Raw genomic sequence first — 21,502 nt, forward strand, 5'->3', positions numbered from 1 at the left:
TGATCGATGTATTCAGCAGCTTCTGGGGTTGAGCCAGAAGTCACTTTTAGGATATTGGTGACGCGGTGTTCTTTGTCGCCTGGGTTGATACGCTCAGGGCTGTAGCCCGCGAAAAAGTCTTCGTTGAGTTTTAGTCCCGAGCGAGCTTCGATCAACGGGATGCAATCTTCTTCTGTAGCGCCAGGGTATACGGTTGACTCGTAAATGACATAGTCGCCTTGCTTAACGACCTTGCCCAGCATTTCACTGGCCTTGATCAATGGTGTTAGGTTTGGCGTCTTATAGTCGTCGATCGGCGTTGGAACGGTGACGATATAAACATTCGCTTCTGCGATGTCTTCAAGCTTTGTGCTGAAGCTTAACTGCGTTGATTCTGCGAGTTCTTCTTTTGAGCACTCAAGCGTACTGTCGATGCCTGATTGGAGTTCTCTGATTCGGTCTTCTTTAATATCAAAACCGATAGTTGGGTAAAGTTTTCCAAATTCTACTGCTAGCGGAAGGCCGACGTAGCCTTGGCCTATTACGCACAATTTCACTTGCTGGTCCATGCTTTGTTTCTTCTATACATCAATTATCTTGTTGTTTTACATAGTTTTATATAACTAACTTTCTCTTATATATAACTAAGCTATGCTTTTTATATTACAGCCTTGAGTTCATAATAGCGCAACTTTTATGTGGCAATTTGTCACGCACAGGACATAAGTAGTTACAGCAGGAAGTACCGACGTGGCACACGTTCGCATATTAAATCATTACCTTCATAGCAAATTTATCTTTTTGGGCGCGCTAGAATTCGCAGCTCTGTCTGTCTCATTGTTTGTTGCGGTGGATATTCGCAACTACTTCTCAGAGACTGAGTTATTTTTACAAAACCCAATTGTTCAAGCATTTTTATTTGCTCTTATCTTAAATTGTTGTTCGCTGGCTATGGGCGTTTATACCTCTGTTTTTCAAGAAGGAAAAACAGGCATGATGCTGCGTACGCTTGTCGCCTATTGCTTCTTAGGCATGATCGCGCTGACCGTTTTGTTCTTTTTAATTCCGGGACTGTATTTAGGGCGAGGCGTACTTGCTTATGCTGTGATTGTTGCGTTTTTATCGGTTTTAGTGATTCGTTTGGTCTTTTATTGGGTGGTCGATTTAGCCAATCTTGGTCGCAATGTTGTGATATTGGGAGCAGGACATCAAGCTGCAGAAATTATCGAGCGTTTAAGTAGCTTAGACCAAGCGCGTAGTTTTAAGCTGATTGGTTGTGTTCCTTCAGGGGCAGAAGAAGTGGTCGTTGGCGCTGATCAACTGCTTCCTGTGCCGGCAAATTGGCTGAGCTTTGTGAAAGCGCATAATGTGACAGAGATAGTTGTTGCGCCAGATGAACGTCGTCGTACTGAGGGTGGTGGTGTTCCTGTTGATGAATTGCTTGACTGCAAGCTATCAGGTGTGAGTGTGAAAGAGCCTCTGGAGTTTTTGGAGCGAGAAATGACGCGCCTAGAAATCTCTATGTTACGTCCAGGTTGGGCTTTATATTCCAATGGCTTTACTTATTCTCAAGCGCGAGACATCGTAAAGCGCATTTTTGATCTAAGTATTGCTCTGTTCATATTGGCGATCATGTGGCCATTTATGTTGCTTACAGCTTTAGCGGTGGCTTTGGAATCTGGCTTTCCTGTTCTCTACTCTCAAAAACGCGTGGGTTATAACGGTAAAGAGTTCTCCATCTACAAGTTTCGCAGTATGCGCCAAGATGCTGAAAAAGGCGGCAAAGCAGTTTGGGCGCAGAAGAATGATTCGCGAGTGACAAAAGTAGGCGCGTTTATTCGCAATACGCGTCTAGATGAACTGCCGCAGCTATGGAATGTAATTACCGGTGATATGAGTTTTGTTGGGCCGCGACCTGAGCGTCCTGAGTTCGTTACAGATTTAAAAGAGCAAATTCCGTTTTACGATGCTCGCCATAAAGTTAAACCGGGCTTGATGGGCTGGGCGCAGCTTAAGTATCCATACGGCGCATCTGTGCAAGACGCAAGAAATAAGCTCAAATACGATTTGTACTATGTGAAGAACCATAGCTTTTTTATGGATGTGTTAATCGTCATTCAGACGGTTGAAGTGGTGTTGCTTGGAAAAGGTGTGCATTAGAAATATTGGGGTCAGAGTACTTTTACTCTGACCCCTTTCTATGTATTGCGGTACACTTAAAAGAATGAGAGTTGAAGGACCAAAGTATGTTTAAGCGAGTAGTGTCTAAAGTGGCTGTGTTAGCTGCGCTAATGGGGCTGTATGCGTGTAGCTCTGTGAATACAGTTGAAGAACAACCAGTTGAATCAAGTATCGGTGTCGTTGAAGAGTATTTAATGGGTATCGGCGATGCGGTATCTGTGAATGTGTGGCGAAATCCTGATTTGTCAGTGAACGTGACCGTTCGTCCTGATGGCAAAATCTCTGTTCCGTTAGTTGGCGATTTGAAAGTAGATGGTATTAGTACTCGTGAGCTGTCTGCAACGATTGAAGAAAAACTAGGCGACTTTATTCGAACGCCGAAGGTAACAGTAATTGTTACGAACCCAACGAGTGCTGAATTTATTCACCGAATCCGCGTAACTGGTGCAGTCGCGCAACAGCGTTCGATTGCCTACCGCAAAGGCATCACCGTGCTAGATGTGATTCTTGAAGCAGGTGGTTTGACGCCATTTGCGAATGGCAACGAAGCAAAATTGTATCGTCAAACCTCGGAAGGGGCGAAGGTATATCCTATTTACTTGAACGATATTCTTGAAAAAGGTGTGTTGGATTCTAATTACCGCCTATTCCCACAAGACATCATCACCGTACCTGAGCGGGGCTTCTAAGTTCGATGGATTTCGCTCAAATTCTGCAATACGCCAACGTTATCTTTAGAGAGCTTTGGCAACGCAAATTCTCTGTGCTCACAGCCTTCGCGCTTGTGAGCTTTGCTGTTTTAGTGGTGGGTATGTTTTGGCCGTCTAAGTACGAGACATCTGCTACGATTTACGCTGATAACCAAAACATTTTAGGGCCGTTGCTTGCTGAGCAAGCGAAACAGTCAAAAGTTGAAGATCGTACAAAGGTTGTGCGTGAGAAGCTTTATTCGCCAAGTTTGTTGGCCGTTGTTGCGAAAAACGTATACGGCGCTAAAACAGAAGAAACGCCTTCTTCAATGGCAAACTATATCACTGCACTTCGTGCAAGTATCAAAGTAAAGTCAATCGGCTCAGGCTATATGTCTATCGACTTTTCTGCGTCGAGTGCTGATGAGGCTTATCAGGGCTTGAATGCAATTATCGATACCTTTATTCGAACAAGCTCTGATGAGCAGCGAGCAGAAAGCCGTGAAGCATTCCTGTTTATCGACAATCAAGTGAAGCAATACAAAGAGCAGCTTGTATCTGCCGAGAACAAGCTAAAAGAATTTACAGCTCGTAATTTTGATGGGCGTGATACAGATGTCAGCTCGAGTATTCAGCGCTTGAGAAACCAAATCGAGGAGCTCAAGATCTCGATTGACGAAGACGAAATTACGCTAAAGGCTTTGCAACAACAGATTTCAAAAGAGTCTGAGTTCGCCGCAACCACCAAAAAAGTCGATGCCTACGCGGTGCGATTAGCCGAATTGGAATCAACATTGTCAAGCTTGTTGCTGACCTACACAGAAGACTATCCAGACGTTATTACACTGCGTTACCAAATTGCCGATTTGAAGCGAGTCATAGAACAGGAAGCCTTTGAACGAGCGATTGCGCAAGAGAATAAAGGCGAGCCTCGTGAGCTCGAAGAGGGCAGTGAGGTCTTGCTTAACCCTCTTTATCAAGAATTGCGCAGCCGTATCTCTCAAGTCGAAACATCTATTCAAGCCAAGCAAAAGCGTTTAACTGTTCTAGATGGTTTGCTAATCAATGAGTTCGATCGCCGTCAGCGTGTCGCTGAGCGTGGCGCAGTAGAAGCGGAGCTTGTACGTGACTACGATGTGACCAAGAAAATTTATGAGGATATGCTCGAGCGTAAAGAGAAGGCCCGTCTCTCAATGACCTTGAATATCGAGGGGCAGGGTGTGACGTATCGAATTCAAGAGCCACCCTTGCCGCCTTTGATGCCCTCTGGTTTACGTTTTATACATTTTGTATTAGTTGGTCCAGTGTTAGGAATATTGTTCGTGATCGGCTTAGCTGTCGCCTATGTACTGCTTGATCCGAGAATCCGCTTTGCATCATCTATTTATGCTATGGATGCACGCGTATTAGCTGTTATTCCTCATGTGAATACACCGCTTACACAGCGTTTGAGACGCAGTGATATGGTCGTTTGTGGAATCTTGGCGCTGGCTATTTTTGCAGCCTATACAGGCTTAGCTGTGGCGTTTCATATGGGAGTGTTACTGTGAGCGAGTTGACCAAAGCGGCTGTATCAGAATCGAATCCACGTATTGATCAAATGGAAGAAGTGGATAAGTTCACTCAACAAGAGTTAGATGAAAGAAAGCTGATTTACCCGGGTATGAATAGCCCTCAAGTGCTTAATATATTTCGGGAGCTAAGAACGCAGTTACTGCAGCATCAAAAAAAGAAAAACTTTGTATGCATGGTTAGTTCGGTGAGCCATGGTGGTGGCGGTAGTTATGTGACGCAGAACCTTGCCTCTGTGTTTGCGCTAGATAAGGCCAAAACAAGCTTGGTTCTAGATGCAAACCTCTACTCTCCATATGCTCAGAACTTAATCTTTGGTGAAGCAGAGATAGGCATTACTGATTATCTTAGTGACCCCGCTATTGGTATTAAAGACATCGTTTATGCGACTGGCGTACCGCGATTACGAGCAATTCCTCTTGGATCAAATAGCGAAGGCGCGGCTGAGTACTTCGAATCAGAAAAAATGCTTTCGTTCATTGATGAAGTGAAACATCGCTATTCTGATCGTTATATTTTTATTGATGCGCCTCCTGTGGCTAGTTCATCTGAAGCGCGTATTTTGGCGGGCATCGTGGATATGGTCGTGTTAGTGGTCCCTCATGCGAGAGTGACGAGTGATCAGGTTCAGATTGCGATCGATATCGTTGGCGAAGATAAATTAGCTGGTCTGATATACAACAACTAAAACAAAATTGTTAATTGAGTAGTGATACATGGACATTCAATTTTGCCGCGAACGCGTTTTATCGGGGCTTATTTCCTGTTTTCTTTTGATGGTGTTTGCTAGTCAATCCCATGCGACAGAGGCAACGGGCGCGATTGGCTCCCGAATCGAACATACGGACAACGTTCGACGCACAAACACTAATGCCGAAACCGATGTTATTCAAACAACGTACGCCGAACTAGGTGTTGAAGAAGTACGAAAGCGTTTTAAAGCGGATGCAACCCTCAAGTTACAAAATGAGCATTACTACGAAGGCACATACGAAGACGAAACCTCACTGACCTCCGGCTTTGGCTTATTTACGGTTGATTTGGTTGAGGACTTTCTTGAGTGGCAGGCCACGTTTTCGCGTACCGATGTTGTCTCCGATACGAGTCAAGACGAGAACCCCGATACGCGTGAGTTCAGGAATATTTTTCGAACCGGTCCAACCATTAACTATGCGGTGTCACGCCTAACAAATATTCTTTTGCGCGGTAATTATGTTCGCGTTGATAACTCGGAAGACGATGCAGATGATAACCAACGTGCTGAAGGTTCGGCGTCTGTTTCGCATCAAATTAATCGCCTCACCTCTGTTAGCCTCAATACCCGTTATTCTGAGGTGCTTGAAAGCGACAGTGACGAAGAGATCAGTAATGGCTCGGTGTCTTTAGCGTTATCACGTGCTTACGTTGATGGGCTTTTGAAAATAGATATTGGTCAGCAAGAGGTTGAGTCAGATGATGGTACCGTTGCCGAATCTGAGACAGGCGGTTTTGTAGACGTGCAACTCACTCGACAGGCCTTTCTCTGGCATAATTTTGACTTAAAGTATAACCATTCAATTTCTGATACATCGATTGGTTTCGAAGATGATGAGACCGGCAACAGGCTTGATATTGATCCCGTTCAAGCAACCACCACAACAGATATCGAAACAAGGTCGCGTTTTAACTTTAATGCCTCTAGGGACGCCGATGCGTTCACCTATGACATAGGGCTGATATACGAAGAAAGTCATTTCAAACTGCAAGACTTTACTGAGCGCTATCGTGGCGCCTTGATTGGCTTCTCTCCTAAACTCTATTCTCGGCTCATCCCTCGCTTTGAATATGAATATGCGCGTGAAAGCTTCGGTTTAATCAAAGGCCTGGGGGTTGATACAACGCATACCGTAACTGCATCGTTAAAATATCAGTTAGTTGAAGAGCTATATGCAGATAGTTTTGTTACTTACGAAACAAGAACAAACGACACTGTCGAGCCCAGAGAATTTGACGAATTGAGTGTTGGTGTTGGTTTGCGTTGGGAGTTTTTGTAATGCCTAAAATTACCAATGCGCTAACTATTGATGTCGAAGACTACTTTCACGTTGCCGCGCTGAAATCGCAAGTACCTGTTGATTCGTGGAAAGATCGAGAATGTAGGGTTGAGCGCAACGTCGATATCTTGCTTCAAATGTTTGATGATGCAGACCTTACCGCAACATTTTTTACCCTAGGTTGGGTTGCAGATCATTATCCGAGCGTCGTAGAGAAAATTGCGAAACAAGGGCATGAGGTTGCCAGCCACGGGTATAGTCATCAGCTTATCTACAACCAAAGCCCTGAAGTGTTTCGCGAAGAAACCTTCAAATCAAAACAGATCTTAGAAGATATTACCCAAGCTCCGGTTCGTGGATACCGAGCGGCTAGTTACTCAGTAACAGAAAAATCACTTTGGGCGATTGATACCCTAGTTGAAGCAGGTTTTGAATACGATTCGAGTATTTTTCCTGTCAGACATGATCTCTACGGTATTCCAGATTTTCCTCAGCAGCCGCATGTATATAAAGGTTCTGAGAAAGGGGATATTGTTGAATTTCCGATTAGCTCTATAAAAATGGCAGGCTATCAATTGCCTATCGCTGGTGGCGGATATTTTCGATTATTCCCGTATTGGTTTACCAAGTTTGGGCTCGGTAAAATCAATCGTGAAGAAAATGCATTCATGTTTTATCTTCATCCTTGGGAGGTTGATCCTGATCAGCCGCGTGTTCCTGGGGTTGGCTGGAAATCAACATTTAGGCATTACAACAATCTCGAGAAATGCCAAGGGCGTTTAGCGCAACTGTTGAAAGATTTTAAATTCGATAGCATGGAAAACGTGCTAATCGAGAAGGGATTATTGAGCTCGCGACCTGATAAGGGGGCTGCATGACCTTTATCAACCTTGTCGTTATCCTGAGTAATAACGCTGCCATTCAGGGCAATAATTCTGTCATTCCGCACTTGATGCGGAATCCATTGTTTTTGTTAGAAAATTTAAAGGGCGGTGCATAATGGAATTCCTATTCTGGCTATGCGCTTTTCTTGTCGTCTATATCTATTTGGGATATCCCGTTGTAATTAAATTGATCGCAGGGCGGGGGAATCCAATTTCTAAAGATGAGACCTTCGAACCAAAAGTCTCTATTCTCATTGCTGCATTTAATGAAGAGAAAGATATCGCTGACACGATCAATAATAAGCTTGCTTTAGATTATCCAAGCGACAAGCTAGAGATTATCGTTGTATCAGATGAATCAGAAGACCGTACTGATGACATCGTTCAAGAGCTAGCAGCAAAACAAAGGGGTCAGACACCGCTAGCGGGCTCTGACCCCAGTTTGAAACAGTCTGCTGGCGTCTCGATTCGCCTAGTCCGCCAAACACCTCGTGCCGGAAAAACTTCTGGCCTTAATCTCATCGCTCCTCAAGCAACAGGAGACATACTGGTCTTTTCTGATGCGAATTCGCTTTACGCGGCTGATGCTCTACGGAAAATCGTGGCAAATTTTGCGGATGCAGAGGTAGGTTATGTCACCGGAAAAATGGTCTACGTCACTGGTGATGGTTCGCTTGTAGGTGACGGCTGTTCTAGTTATATGAAGTATGAAAACTATCTGCGCGAGCAAGAAACGAAAGTTGGCTCAGTTGTTGGGGTTGACGGTGGGATCGACGCGATTCGTTCATTTTTGTTTGAACAGCTTCGTCCAGATCAATTGCCGGATTTTGTTCAACCATTAAAAGTTACCGAAAAAGGTTATCGCGTCGTCTACGAAGAGCAAGCTCTCCTCAAAGAAGAAGCTCTAGATGACTCAGGGCGCGAATATAATATGCGTGTTCGCGTATCACTTAGAGCGCTTTGGGCAATGCACGATATGCGAACCTTGTTTAATCCATTTAAACATGGGGTCTTTGCATTTCAGATGCTATCGCACAAGTTACTTCGGTATTTGGCGTTTATCCCTTTATTGGTTTGTTTTTTTAGCAACGTTGCACTTTTATCAGCTTCTCCGTTTTATTTATTAACTCTGCTTATTCAAGTGATGTTCTATGCCTTAGCATTTCTCGGGAAACTACGAATGAGTGATGAGCGAGCTCCTGTTTATCTTACCCTCCCTTATTATTTCACCTTACTAAACGTGGCTTGCGCACATGCAACATGGCGGTATTTGAAAGGTGAGAAACAAGTGATCTGGAAACCAAGGGCGGGGTAGTGGATAAGATCGAGCCGACAATTAAAGTATTGCACCTTATTGATAGCGGTGGACTTTATGGTGCCGAGAAAATGTTACTCACGCTTTGTAGCGAGCAAATTAAACAAGGACTTCAACCGACTATTTTAAGTTGCGGCACAGTCAATGAAAAACCAAAAGCCATTGAGCTAGAAGCGGAGCGACTGGGAATCCCATGCAAAGCGTGGCGGATGAAGGCCGGGCTGAATGTCAAAGGAATGCGAGAGATTTGGGAGTGGGTACATGAACAAGGTTTTACTCATCTGCATTCCCACGGGTATAAGTTTAATATTCTATTAGCCCTAACGAAAAAATGCGCTGATGAAGTTAAGCTTGTGACGACAGTGCATGGGTACGTGGCCCCAAAACTTTTCTCGAAAATGTGGCTGTATGAAGTTTTAGATCGCGTCGCTTTACGAAATTTTGAACGCATTATTTTGGTGAGTAACGCGATGGAAAAAATCCCCGCTATCCAAAAACAGGCAGCAAAGACGCAAGTCGTTTTTAATGGTTTGCCCGTGAGATACGAGCAAGAACAATTGAGGGGCCAAGAAGAGGTCCTCAGGGATAAGTTTGATCTTTTAGGGCTCGCTGTTGGGCGACTTTCGCCTGAGAAGGGCTTTGATGTATTAGTTTTAGCATTAGCTGCTCTTTATAAAAAAAGGCCAGACCTCAAGGAGAAGTTTGGCATTATTGTTTATGGAGAGGGAGGGCAGAGATTAGAGCTTGAACGTTTAATTTATGATAACGGTCTTTCTGAGAATGTTTTTCTTGCTGGTTATGTTAATAATGCAGGGTCTTTGATGTCACACTTTGATGTTTTGTTGATGCCTTCATTGACAGAGGGCTTGCCTATAACATTACTTGAGGCGGTTAGATCGAAGCTACCAGTTGTAGCTTCGAATGTAGGAGCTATTTCAACTGTACTAGGGGAAAACTATCGGTATTTGGTAGAGCCTGGAAAGATTGAGTCGTTAGAAGATGTTTTAGGGTTATTCCTTCTTCAACAAGATGAGATAAAGCAACAAACGAATGCTTCTTGGGAGGTGTTCAAGAAGACATTTTCATCGAAAGTAATGGCTGCGGCGTATTTAGATCAATATATGTCTATACTCAAAGACAAGGGCTCTGTGTGAATAAATCATTGGAGAGCATCTACTACCTAAGTCCAGTTTGGATGCAGAACATCGCTGTTTCCTTAATGGGCTGGAGGTTATATAAAGAGCGCTATGGCAAAGGTGCAGATGCTTTTGAGCGTGAGCTAGAGGAAAGTCGACGTTATTCTGGAGAGCGACTAAAACAGCTTCAATCTGAACGCTTTGTGAGTATGGCGCGTCTGGCAATAAACCACTCACCTCATTATCGCGACTGGGCCAATTCACAAGGCATTTCCGCTAAAGACATTCGCTCATTGGAAGATATTCAGCGCTTCCCTGTTCTTACGAAAGAAGAGGTGAGAGACGCACCAGAACGGTTTGTTCTAGGTGGAGAGCCTGCTGCTAAGAAACTAATTAAATTACATACAAGTGGGACGACCGGAACGCCATTAACCATATACTGCTCTCCGCAGGACAGGACTAAACACTACGCGTTTTTTACGCGCTTAAGAGTAGAATACGGTCTCACTCGCAGGTCAAAAAGAGCGACATTATTTGGTCGCGTCATTATGCTTAGTGATCAAAATTACCCGCCATTTTGGAGGTATGATGCAGTTGGGCGGAATCTGCTTATGTCCTCATACCATCTTAACGAAGGTAATCTAGGGTATTACTATCGAAAGCTCGCTACCTACCAACCTGATGAAATTTTTGCCTATCCTTCAAGTATTGTCCCTATTGCTCAATACATTAACTCCCGAGACTTACCTAGGTTAAAGCTTAAGCTTCTCATGACAACTGCAGAGCCGCTTTTTCCATATCAGAGACAGGCGTTGGAGCAGGCTTTTGATGCGCCTGTTGTGAATCAGTATGGGTGTACAGAGATGGCCTTTTTTGCGACTCAGAAAAATGATGAATGTATGAAATTAGAGCCAGAACATGGGGTTGCAGAAGTCTTGGTCGATACTGGGCTAGTTATGAGACAAGGGATAGGTGACTTAGTTGTTACTGGTTTGGTTAATCGAAATATGCCTATGTTACGTTATTGCGTCGGGGATACTGTTCAAATTGAATTGTCTGATCATAGCAACGCTAGATATCAGAAAATAACTAGCTTGACAGGTAGAACAGATGAGTTGTTATACAAAAAGGATGGAACTCCTGTTGGCAGGCTAGACCCTATTTTTAAAGGAGATTTCAACATTAAAGCAGCTCAGATTGTTCAGTTCGCGAATGGAGATTTAGAGTTAATTGTTGAACCAGATTCGAGTTTCACTGAGGGTAATGGTAGTGATCTGGTTACAGAGTTAAGAAAGAGAATTGGTCCCGGAATTGGCGTTGAGTTGATAACAAATAGAAAGATAGAAAAAACGAAAAGCGGTAAATTTAGGGCTGTTGTTAGTGAGCTTAGTTATGACCGAGTCTAATGGCGAGGTAAAATTGCGATTCACTGCGGTTGGCGATATTTGTTTTGGAGATCACTATTTCTCTATCGGGCATGGTCCAACAGCAAAGATCAATAAATTCGGATCTCATCATATATTTGAAGATGTTGCACCAATCTTAAAGAGTGGAGATATAGTATTTGGTAATTTAGAAAGTGTCATTTCTAATAAGGGTTACGATCCTAGTGACTTTCACTCAGTAGCGTTCAGGGGCTCTCCGAAAGCGGCGGATGCACTTTTATCTGGAGGCTTTAATGTAGTTAACGTTGCTAATAATCATGTTTGTCAACATGGCGGAGCAGCTTTCTTAGATTCGGTTGGTATTTTAGATAGTCAAGGAATAGATGTAGTTGGTTGCTTGGAGTCTAATACAGGAAAACCTAAACCTTTGTATAAAACCGTTAATGGCTTGAAGATAGGTTTCTTAGGTTATTCGGCAGTTGAAGAAGCCTATATTCCAGGGCAGAAATTCTACTCAGAGTTTCAAAAAGAATCGGTCATTTCTGATATTAAGCATATTCGCTCTGATGTAGATATTCTTGTCTTATCTTTGCATTTTGGGATTGAAGCAGAAGACACCCCTACCGAAAATGATATTCATTGTGTCAGAGAGATAGTGGATGCTGGTGTAGATATCTTTTTGGGGCATCATCCTCACATATTTCAAAAAGTGGAGCTTTATAACGGATCTGTTATTGCCTATAGCTTGGGGAATTTTCTTTTCGATTTAACCTGGGATGAAAGGCTGCGGCGGACGGCCGTTCTGCAAATAGATGTTTCGACAGACCTTTCTATATCTTACAGATTATGGCCTGTGAGAATAAATGCTGTTGGCTTGCCAGAAAGAGCACCTAATATTACGTTTAATTTTACTCGTGGCACAGAAAAAACTAAATTATGGCCGCCAGAATGGCTACGAAAGTTATTGTATTTGATTGCGAATTTTCATAAAGGAAACTCTTATTTAAAGGCCAAGTTTATTTTTTGGAAAATCAAGTGTTTTGTGCGATGGAAATGAAGAACGATAGTTGCCTGAGGGTTTGTCACGTTGTGCATTGGCCTAAAAGCGGGATTACCTCTGTTGTTAGAGATTTAATAGATCATTGTAATGCTAATGGCATTGAATCTTTTGTTGTTTTATTAAAAGGGGATTATTCTGATAGGGAGTATTTTTCTGGTGCTCGTGACGTTTTTGTTCTTAATCCTTCTAGATTAATGTTTGATGGATATCGAGCCCTCAGAAAGCTGTTGTTATTGATAAATCCTAATGTGGTGCACGCACACTCTTTTACACCATTTCTTTTTGCATCTTTAACCAGGTTGCCAGCTGCTAAGTTAATTTCAACGGTTCATAGTGATTATCCATATCTTTTAGAGTCGTCGTTTAAATCTAGGGTCAAGAGATCTGTGCATCAGTATATGGCAATGCGAAAGGGAGTCATAAATGTAGCGGTTTCTGATCATGTAAGGGACCTGATTAGCACTCTAATCGGAGAAAATCGTTTGGTTACCGTGTACAACGGTATTCCCAGAACGTCTCCCGTTAGTTTCGGTCCAGAATCTGATAATAGATTGAAAAAATTGATGGGCTCTTCGAAGAATATGGTTGTTGCAATTGGCCGTCTAAGCCCTGAAAAAAATTTTGCAATGTTGATCAGGGCTTTTGCGCAACTAAAGTCTACAGGAAATGATTCTGTCCTGGTCATTATCGGTGATGGTGTCCTAGATAAAAGTTTAAGGGAGCTTGTTACGGGACTGGGTTGTGATGACCGCGTGGTATTTACAGGGTATCTTCCTAATCCTGCGAAATTAATCGAGGAGGCGTCTTTACTTGTATGTTCTAGTCTACATGAAGGCTTTGGACTTGTTTTGCTGGAAGCCATGAGAGGGGGAACGGCAATTCTTTCTACTCCAGTCAAGTTTTCGGAATATCTCGCTTCAGAGGAATGTGCGATCTTAACGGAAGGATTTGGAGTTGAAGATTTAAAACAAGGATTGATATTTGCTCTGAGTCAAAAGGCTAAACATGAAGAGATGATTGCGCTATCAAAGAGTTTATTTCTGAACAAATTTACTCTTGAGGCCATGGGTAAAAGTTATATCGCTTTATATTCTAAAAGATAACGTGAGAGATGAATATGATTTGCGAGTTATCATTTTGATCTCTGTTCCAACTATTTTCTATTAATAATCCAGCAGAGATTTTTTTATGACCTCTATTGAAGTGGATGAACTTCCTTTTGTTTCCGTAATTATCCCTTGTTACAACGAAGAGGAATATGTTGAAGGTTGCCTCAGCGCTCTTTTGGCTCAGTCTTATCCTCAAGACTGCTACGAAATAATTTTGGTTGATAATGGTTCCTCTGACAAATCAGTGGAGATTTCTAGTAAATATCCTATAAGAGTAGTTTCTAAGCTTGGAGGTAAAGTTGGAGGCGTTAGAAACTTCGGAGCTTCTTTGGCGAAAGGCGGGATATTGGCTTTCATAGATGCGGATTGTATTGCACCGGAAAACTGGATCAAAGACTCTGTACATATGTTATTGATGGAATCATCGCTTGGAGCAGTGGGAGGAAGCTATTTATCCCGTGATAAACCGACGTGGGTAGAACGCTGTTGGGTGTTGGCATCCGAACCGGAAGATGGCCCGACTAGTATTCTGGTTGGTGGCAGCTTCATAATAAAGAGGAATATTTTCGATGAGATAGGGGGCTTTGATGAAGTAATTAATGCAGGTGAGGATACTAAGCTTGCATATCAAGTTGCCTCTCTTGGCTATTCTTTACGGAAGTTACATGGGGCCGCTGTTGTTCATATGGGCTACCCGCAAACATTAACGGACTTTTTCAAAAGGCAGTTTTGGCACTCATCTAGTCTTATTCATTCTAAAACTAGTTTGTTCGACGATAAAACGTTTATAGCTGTCGTTGTATTTTCTTTGCTTATATTGATGCTTCCACTTTCGTTTTTTTACAGTCCAGCATTAGGCGGATTGAACGTTATATTGTTAGTCATGATCCCTTTATTATTTACTTGTAAGAGAGTAAATCGGGCACAAGTTACATTTAATGCTAGTCGATTGGTTGGAGCTTTTGCTTTAGATGTCAATTATTTCATTGCTAAAGCATGCGGATTGGCGACTAGCTTGTTTAGCGACCCGTACAAGAGAAAGAATTCTTCCACTGAGTAAATTGAACTGGAAATGAGATTTTAGATTCAATTGTGAATTAGTTACGCAAAATATGTGCTTCTAGTCTGATTCGGGCGTTATAGACCGTGCGTTAGTTGCAGATCCAACCATACTTACGAAGAAATTGTAAACAATATATGAGGAAGCATCATGATTAAGAATCGGCTCTCTACTTTTATTTTAATGCCGTTTTTCATGGTTGTAATTACTACAAGCCTGAATGCAGCCCCAGCGATAAAGAGCATAACAAACGTCGATCCCTCAGACGGCAGGGAAGTGTTCGAATTGACTGGCTCTGGTTATGGATTTAAAGCTCAGGCAGCGCCCGTCATATATGATTTTGGTGATTATGCTTTTGAGAATGGGGTATATAATGATCATCAGAGTAGTTTTGCTGATGATTTTGGAATTCCTAGGCCTGAAAAAGATCCAGATACTTTATGGGTAAAGGCTAGTAATGAATATACAACCCCAACTTATTTGACGCATGATAATGCGAGAGTTGCCGGTGGAACTCGTAATTACAGGTGGGGAGGCCCAAATAGTTTCCTAGGGTGGCCGAGGGCTTATGGAGGGTTAACCCCTCCTTCAGACAATGAAAAACTTTATATGTCATGGTGGTTTCGAACTGATTATGATCAGCATGAGTATTACGAGTTTGGATTTAATAATCTCATAGGCTCTTTTGATAAAGGTGAAAAGGTAACGTTTCAAGGCACTTCGGTTGAGGCATTTGTTTTAGGCATAACTGATAAGCAAATAGCTCTTCAGATAACTGATTCTGGGGGGCTTAAAGGATTGGGCTGGAATGGTATTGATTTGCTGGGTAATAGCTCAGGAGCGACCCTTACCACTAATACGATCATTAGCAGTGGTGGATGGTGGCTCAGCGGCGGTCATGGTTCGACTAAATTTATCAGAGTTTGGGAGGATAGTGCAGGAAAAGACGGATTACGCTTATCTTGGACGCAGGACCAGCTAACTACGGCCGGAAATGATAGCCAGCTTAGAACTTACCTTAAACCTAATACATGGCATCATCTTGAAATTTATATCGATCTCGTTGCCAGTACTGTGGAGCGTAGAGTAAATAGTCAAGTTCTAGAGATTCTTGATATAGGTAATGCTGCGAACCTTAATGGCTCTAGCCCTTCTGTTGCTCTAATTGGCTTCAATGGAAAACAACTTTTTAATGGTGCCAATGGGGCAGATATATATGTAGATAGTACCCCGCAGAGGGTGCTGCTAGCCAATGCTGCGCAATGGAGTGACGTAACACATTCTGAGTTACAACTACCCGTTTCGTGGTCTGAAAATCAAATTACGTGGCAAGCTTTTTATGGAAGTTTGGATCGAACCCAGTTGTTATATGTTTATGTTATTGATGAAAATGGGGTCGCAAACGATATCGGGTATCCTTTGTCTTCGGGAACCAGCTTCGCGGCACCGCCACCTTTATTTGAAGCAGAAGTAAGGTAACTTCGTTATGGAGTCTATAAAGGTAAGTGTCGTAATTCCAGCTTATAATCGTGCATCATACATAAATCAAACCGTCGATTCTGTTTTAAATCAGACTTTTGAGGATTTTGAACTCATCGTTGTGGACGATGGATCAACAGATGGCACGTATGAAAAATTACTTGAGTACGGTGACAAAATTTCTGTGCTTGCGCATGAGGGCCATACAAATAAAGGCCAGTCTGCATCCATTAATTTGGGCTTGAAGCAAGCTTCTGGAAAATATATAGCAATCTTAGATAGTGATGATTTTTGGGAGTTGAATAAACTTGAAATTCAGGTCGCATATTTGGAACAAAATCCTGATATAGGTCTTGTTTATTGTAATGGCTACGGTGTCGACAGTGATGGGCAGCGGTACTATGACTTTTATCCAGAAGACCCCAAAGAAAATAACGATCCCAATAGAGTGCTATTGGACTGTTATATTTTGCTGCCTCAAAATTCGCTTGTGCGTAAAAAAGTATACGATCGAGTCGGTTTTTTTAACGAAGAGTATCGTTCTGCGCAAGATCACGACATGCTAATTCGTATTAGCGAGGTATGTACGTTTGCATACCTGCCAGACTATGTTTTTAACTATCGAAGGCACGAAAATTCGATTAGCACGAAGAAGCAAGATGTGCGCTGGACGACGGGATTCAAAATTCTGGAAGCTGCTTCAAAACGCTACCCATACAAATCGAGCACAATTCGCAAACGTAAAGCGGTCCTGAACTTCCGCTTAGGGCAGGTCTTTATCAGACAGGGACGATATATGAAAGCTTTGGTTCATATTTTTAAAGCGGGTATTCTTGACCCGCTTCGGAGCTTAAAAGTTTTACTCGGCAAAGAAGTTGTTAACTGAGCGATTAGCAGATTACATTCTTATGCCACATCCTGTTAAGTTGCTTTATATCATTGATAGCTTCACGTCTCCTTATGCCGGTACTGAAGGACAGCTATACAAGCTAATTGAAGGGTTGGATCGGGATCAGTTTCAGCCGCATTTAATTCTCTTTAATTGTTCTCAGTATATTGAACAAAACGGTTTTCCATGCGGTGTTTCTGTACTTGGTTATTCGAAACTGTCTTCTCTAAATACTTGGTGGGAGCTTTTTAAGTTACTTCGAAAAAAAAAGATTGATGGTTATCAGCTTGCACATATCTTTTTTAACGATCCCTCAATTATTGCCCCCCCACTTTTGAAATTATTAGGTATTAAATCAATTATTTCTCGAAGAGATATGGGCTATTGGTATACGCCCTCTTACTTGAAAGCGCTGCGCTTTAACGCAAAGCTGGTCGATGCTGCTATTGTTAATAGTAGAGCCGTGAAAGAAATTACTTGTGAGAAAGAAGGTTATAAACCTGCAAATGTGCATGTTGTCTACAACGGATATCAGGATATTGAGATTCTAGCCGCTAACAAGATCGATTTGCGCCAAAGCGATGACGAAATTGTTCTGGGTATCGTCGCGAATATACGACCAATTAAGCGTATGCAGGACGCGATTAATGCTGTGGCACAACTGACCTGTAAAGGCTTTAAGCTGAGATTGGTGATCGTTGGTGGGGGAGACCCAAGTGATCTGAAAGCCCTGGCTGATAACTTAAATGTGTTAGACCGTGTTGAGTTCGTAGGAAGTCAAAGCAAGGCTAGTGATTATATCCAAGGTTTTGATATTTGTTTGTTGTGCTCTGAGTCCGAAGGTTTTTCAAACGCAATTGTTGAGTATATGCAGCATAGTAAGCCGGTAGTGTGTTCGGCTGTTGGCGGTAATCCGGAGTGTGTTGACGATGGGAAAACCGGTTTTTTATATGAGGCTGGTGATGTTAGTGAGTTGACAGAAATCATAAATGCCTTGGTTGAAGCCAAAGACGCTGCAGAAACACGTGCAGCATTTGGCAGAGAGGCACAAAGAAAAGTCGCCGAAAACCTTACATTGCCTGTTATGCTTGCGCATCAAGAAGAACTGTACATAAACGTATTAAATGAGCGTTAGCCCTCTACTTAGCACGAAAGCTTAACCATGATTTCAAAATCCAAGATAATCCAAATGCTGGGACCGTTAGGAGGCTATGCCTTTATACGTTGGCTCATGCGCAACGAACCTCGCATTATCATGTTTCATCGGTTCAGCAAGGAGCCAGAATCGGGCCATATTTCCTCCAAGGTGCTTGATCAACAGCTCACCTACCTTGAGAGACATTTCAATGTTATCTCGCTTTCTGAGCTGCGTTCCTGCAAGCAGAAAGGCATCTCACCGCCTGAAAATAGTTTGGTTTTAACTGTGGATGACGGTTATCGGGATTTTTATGAAGTTGCTTATCCTTTATTGAAAAAACACCAATTACCCGCAACATTGTTTGTGACAACGGGCTTCGTAAATAAAGAGCTTTGGCTATGGCCCGACCAGATAAGCTGGGCGTTAAACAATGCAGAAGTATTGAGTTCTGAATTAGTAATGGACGGAAATTCTATTCCTTCTCAAGCAATTAATGAGCACACCCGACCACTGCTTTGGAGTAAAATTGTTGGGTATTTGCTCTCTATTTCTGATGAAGATAAACATATTTGGATCAATTGCTTCTATGAAGCCCTGAATATAGAGTTTCCAGCGACTGCCCCAGTAGGTTATGAAGCTTGTTCTTGGGGACAATTGCGAGAAATGCAGTCGCATGGCATTGAGATTGGTGGCCATACTCATACCCATCCCTCTTTAGGACAGGTCAGTGATGAACAATTAGAGATCGAAGTTTCGCATTGTATGCAGTTGATGACTGAAAATTTGGGTATAAATGATCGAGATTTTTGTTTTCCTAACGGACAGCCAAATGACTTCAATGAGGGTGTCATTAACGTGATAAGAAAGAATGGCTTTTGTTCATCTGTGACAGCTTTTTACGATAGTCAGGCGGCTACAAAATTGTATGAAATGAGACGGCATACTGCATCTGAGGAGTGGTTTCAGTTTTACAAGTCTGTAAATGGTGTAGAAACTCTCATGGCAAAACTTCGAGGGGCGCACAATCGTATGGAAGGTGTTGTTTGTTAGCCGCAGGTCCTTCAGAAACTATTGATAAGGCTATGTCACTTTCCAATACAGAACCTGTAAGCGGTTTTACATTTTGGTTATATATATATTTCTTAATAGATTTTTTTCTTCACCTAAGCGCTCGCATACCTGGATACGGGATTATCCGTCCAACCCTTCTGATTGTTTTAGTGTTAACGGCTCTTTTATTCGTTCAGAGAGGAAAGTTTTTAGATATTTATCAGCAGGAGTCTTTTAAAAAAATTAAGTGGTTAATAGTTTATCTTGGCTTGAGCTTTCTTCTTGTAAGATGGCCAGGGAGCGCGTTGAATAATTTTCCAGACTTTGTTAAGGCTGTATGTTTTTTCTTTTTTACGGCAATGATTATCGATACCCAGAAAAGACTAAAGTTATTTGTATTTGTTTTTGTAGCTTGCCAAGTTTTTCGTGTTTACGAGCCGCTTTATCTAAATCTAACAGAAGGGTATTGGGGTGATAGGACTTTTATTGGTGACGAGGGGTTTGCTCAACGGTTAGCAGGAGCACCTTCAGATGTAATCAATCCAAATGAACTCGGTTTTGTTATAGCCACGGTTGTACCATTCCTTTATTATTTTTTATGGACGAGTGGAATTAAGCGTAAAGTCTTCTTTCTTGTCCTTATCCCGCCTCTTTTATATGCCCTTATTCTAACAATGTCTCGTGGAGCTTTGCTCGCGCTGGGCGTTGTTGGTTGGATGGTCTTTAAACGGTCTAGTTATAAGCTTTTACTAATTATTTCTGCTTTTGGAGTAGCTATTCTTGCTTGGTCTGTGATGTCCGACATTCAGAAAGATCGCTATTTATCATTGGTATCGTCAGATACTGTTTCGTCAGCAACTGCTGAAGGGAGAATGAGTGGGATGGTAAATGAGATGAAACTAGGTTTAACAACAAGACCAATTTTAGGAAATGGGTTGGGCACAACTCCTGAAGTAAAATACCATGAATGGGGTAAAAGTAGGGCTTCCCATAACCTCTATGCAGAGCTTCTAATTGAGATCGGTGTTTTTGGGATGGTCTTGTTTTTAGGTTACCTTAAGCAAATTTGGTTTGGTTTAAAGCGCATAAAGGTACTCATGAATGATTGCGAGCACTCGTACAACTTATTTTGGGGGCGAGTGAGTTATGCATTAGTTGCAATTTATTGGATGTATCTCGTATACAGTATTAATTACTTTGGTTTGTCCCAGTACTACTGGTATATGTTTGGGGGCTTAATAATTTCCGTAGAGCGTGTTTTTGTGAAGAGGTATAGGGAGTATGACTAAAAAGCGCCTATTGATCGTCGCTCGTTGGCCGGTTGGAGGGATATTAACTTATTTTAGTTATATTTATTCGCAGAATTGTTTTGATGGTTACGAACTTACTTTTGTTATGCCTAGGTTTGAAGGCGGTGAAAAGTTTTTAAGAGAGAGGTGCAGTAGAGCCTCTTTGTCTTTCGTATATTGTGAGCATTCGAGTAAAGATCTATTCTTCGCCTACAGAGATACAGTTCGGAGAGGCTTTGATTTGGTTCACTGTCATGGTTTTACCGCGGGTGCCTTGGTGGGGCTAGGTAGACCTTTACGTCACATGACACCTCACCTCATGACGGTGCATGATGTTTTCCTTGAGAGACAGTTTTCAGGTTGGAAGGGCAGGTTCAAAAAATTCTTATTATCTCTGACTTTTAGGAGAATGGACGCTATTCACGTAGTAAGTGAAGACTGTAAAGCGAACTTTCTTGAGTTTTTTCCAAAAATCGAAGATTTCAGAATATACACCATCTTACATGGCGTAGATACTGAGAAATTTTATAATGAAGAGCCGCGAGACTTCCGAGAAGAGCTGGGTTTTTCTGATCAGTTATTGCTAGGTTTTTTTGGTCGTTTTATGGCCCAAAAAGGTTTCAAATACATTGTTGAGGCTATTGAATTCCTGATTACGAAAGATGAACGCTACAGGCGCAGGTTAAAAGTGCTTACCTTTGGTTGGGGTGGCTTTATTCGTGAAGAATTTGAGCTGATTGAGCAAAAAGGTTTGTCGGATATATTTGTTCAAATGCCTCACACAGACAATATGCCTGCTGCAATTAAGGGTGTGGATGTAGTTTTAATGCCTTCTCTTTGGGAGGCTTGTGGACTCTTAGGGATGGAAGCTTTAGCGGCGGGCACACCCATTATTGGTACAAATTGTATAGGGCTACGAGAAGTTCTTGAAGATAGTCCAGCTTTTATCGTTCCCCCCAAAGATGGCCATGTATTATCAAGAGCAATTGAGTCATGTTTAGTCGAAAGGAATAAGGACTCTTTTGATAGCTATGCAGAAATTGCGGTTAAACGCTTCTCGTTAGACATCCCTGCTGAGTCCTTAGAGCATTTGTATTCAAAAATGATAGATGGGAGTTTATGAGTGAATAAGTATGAAAGAATGTTGTCTATTCAGCATAAATTGCGAGAACGTTTGTTAGGTGCTGGGTGTGTATTTCATCATGTGCCTAAGTGCGGCGGCACTTCGTTGAATCGAGCGATGAGGCTACGCTA

Annotated in this window: 20 protein-coding genes; 19 read left to right on the forward strand and 1 reads right to left on the reverse strand. The window is 42.2% G+C overall.

Annotated elements, in window-relative coordinates:
• Positions 1-548 (reverse strand): nucleotide sugar dehydrogenase (locus A3738_RS05510; protein WP_369819773.1); only part of this gene is annotated, 548 nt, incomplete at its 3' end.
• A 181-nt stretch (positions 549-729) separates the two neighbouring features.
• On the opposite strand from A3738_RS05510, the gene A3738_RS05515 reads away from it, so the two are divergent.
• From A3738_RS05515 to A3738_RS29140, 19 genes are all read left to right on the forward strand, one after another.
• Positions 730-2,139: a TIGR03013 family XrtA/PEP-CTERM system glycosyltransferase gene (locus tag A3738_RS05515; protein ID WP_068473428.1), complete on the forward strand. Its 1,410-nt coding sequence runs from the start codon at positions 730-732 to the stop codon at positions 2,137-2,139.
• Positions 2,140-2,225: 86 nt separating this feature from the next.
• Entirely contained in the window at positions 2,226-2,849 is a 624-nt protein-coding gene (locus A3738_RS05520) for an XrtA/PEP-CTERM system exopolysaccharide export protein (protein ID WP_082878297.1), read from the forward strand.
• A 5-nt stretch (positions 2,850-2,854) separates the two neighbouring features.
• The gene (locus A3738_RS05525) at positions 2,855-4,399 is read left to right on the forward strand and encodes an XrtA system polysaccharide chain length determinant (protein ID WP_068473431.1); all 1,545 of its coding nucleotides are present in this window, start codon (positions 2,855-2,857) and stop codon (positions 4,397-4,399) included.
• On the forward strand, positions 4,396-5,109 hold the full coding sequence (locus A3738_RS05530) for a hypothetical protein (protein ID WP_068500734.1): 714 nt from the start codon (positions 4,396-4,398) through the stop codon (positions 5,107-5,109). The genes A3738_RS05525 and A3738_RS05530 overlap by 4 nt, the downstream gene beginning before the upstream one ends.
• A 28-nt stretch (positions 5,110-5,137) precedes the next feature.
• Positions 5,138-6,454, forward strand: coding sequence for a hypothetical protein (locus A3738_RS05535; RefSeq protein ID WP_068500737.1), 1,317 nt, complete (start codon positions 5,138-5,140; stop codon positions 6,452-6,454).
• Positions 6,454-7,332, forward strand: a complete 879-nt coding sequence (locus A3738_RS05540; RefSeq protein WP_068500740.1) for an XrtA system polysaccharide deacetylase — start codon at positions 6,454-6,456, stop codon at positions 7,330-7,332. Before A3738_RS05535 ends, A3738_RS05540 begins: the two co-directional genes overlap by 1 nt.
• Entirely contained in the window at positions 7,329-7,454 is a 126-nt protein-coding gene (locus A3738_RS32325) for a hypothetical protein (protein WP_255376142.1), read from the forward strand. The genes A3738_RS05540 and A3738_RS32325 overlap by 4 nt, the downstream gene beginning before the upstream one ends.
• On the forward strand, positions 7,454-8,653 hold the full coding sequence (locus tag A3738_RS05545) for a glycosyltransferase family 2 protein (protein ID WP_197473628.1): 1,200 nt from the start codon (positions 7,454-7,456) through the stop codon (positions 8,651-8,653). The genes A3738_RS32325 and A3738_RS05545 overlap by 1 nt, the downstream gene beginning before the upstream one ends.
• Entirely contained in the window at positions 8,653-9,807 is a 1,155-nt protein-coding gene (locus A3738_RS05550; RefSeq protein ID WP_082878299.1) for a glycosyltransferase, read from the forward strand. Before A3738_RS05545 ends, A3738_RS05550 begins: the two co-directional genes overlap by 1 nt.
• Positions 9,804-11,195: a phenylacetate--CoA ligase family protein gene (locus A3738_RS05555; protein WP_068763434.1), complete on the forward strand. Its 1,392-nt coding sequence runs from the start codon at positions 9,804-9,806 to the stop codon at positions 11,193-11,195. The genes A3738_RS05550 and A3738_RS05555 overlap by 4 nt, the downstream gene beginning before the upstream one ends.
• Entirely contained in the window at positions 11,182-12,231 is a 1,050-nt protein-coding gene (locus A3738_RS05560; protein WP_068500760.1) for a CapA family protein, read from the forward strand. Before A3738_RS05555 ends, A3738_RS05560 begins: the two co-directional genes overlap by 14 nt.
• Entirely contained in the window at positions 12,198-13,337 is a 1,140-nt protein-coding gene (locus A3738_RS05565; RefSeq protein ID WP_156502406.1) for a glycosyltransferase family 4 protein, read from the forward strand. The genes A3738_RS05560 and A3738_RS05565 overlap by 34 nt, the downstream gene beginning before the upstream one ends.
• Before the next feature lie 85 nt (positions 13,338-13,422).
• Positions 13,423-14,403, forward strand: coding sequence for a glycosyltransferase family 2 protein (locus A3738_RS05570; RefSeq protein ID WP_068500765.1), 981 nt, complete (start codon positions 13,423-13,425; stop codon positions 14,401-14,403).
• A gap of 150 nt (positions 14,404-14,553) precedes the next feature.
• Positions 14,554-15,882 carry a hypothetical protein gene (locus A3738_RS05575; protein ID WP_068500768.1) on the forward strand — a complete coding sequence of 443 codons (1,329 nt, stop codon included), beginning with the start codon at positions 14,554-14,556 and terminating at the stop codon, positions 15,880-15,882.
• Between the two features lie 7 nt (positions 15,883-15,889).
• Entirely contained in the window at positions 15,890-16,768 is an 879-nt protein-coding gene (locus A3738_RS05580) for a glycosyltransferase (RefSeq protein WP_068500772.1), read from the forward strand.
• Positions 16,758-17,906 (forward strand): glycosyltransferase, encoded by a 1,149-nt coding sequence (locus tag A3738_RS05585; RefSeq protein ID WP_068500777.1) that lies wholly within the window; start codon positions 16,758-16,760, stop codon positions 17,904-17,906. Before A3738_RS05580 ends, A3738_RS05585 begins: the two co-directional genes overlap by 11 nt.
• Before the next feature lie 27 nt (positions 17,907-17,933).
• Complete coding sequence (locus tag A3738_RS05590) at positions 17,934-18,959, forward strand: polysaccharide deacetylase family protein (RefSeq protein ID WP_082878300.1); 1,026 nt, start codon at positions 17,934-17,936, stop codon at positions 18,957-18,959.
• Entirely contained in the window at positions 18,953-20,248 is a 1,296-nt protein-coding gene (locus A3738_RS05595) for an O-antigen ligase (RefSeq protein WP_068500785.1), read from the forward strand. The genes A3738_RS05590 and A3738_RS05595 overlap by 7 nt, the downstream gene beginning before the upstream one ends.
• Positions 20,241-21,371 carry a glycosyltransferase family 4 protein gene (locus A3738_RS29140; RefSeq protein WP_082889982.1) on the forward strand — a complete coding sequence of 377 codons (1,131 nt, stop codon included), beginning with the start codon at positions 20,241-20,243 and terminating at the stop codon, positions 21,369-21,371. Before A3738_RS05595 ends, A3738_RS29140 begins: the two co-directional genes overlap by 8 nt.
• The last annotated feature ends 131 nt before the right edge of the window (positions 21,372-21,502 follow it).

It is taken from the genome of Oleiphilus sp. HI0066 (genome assembly GCF_001635725.1).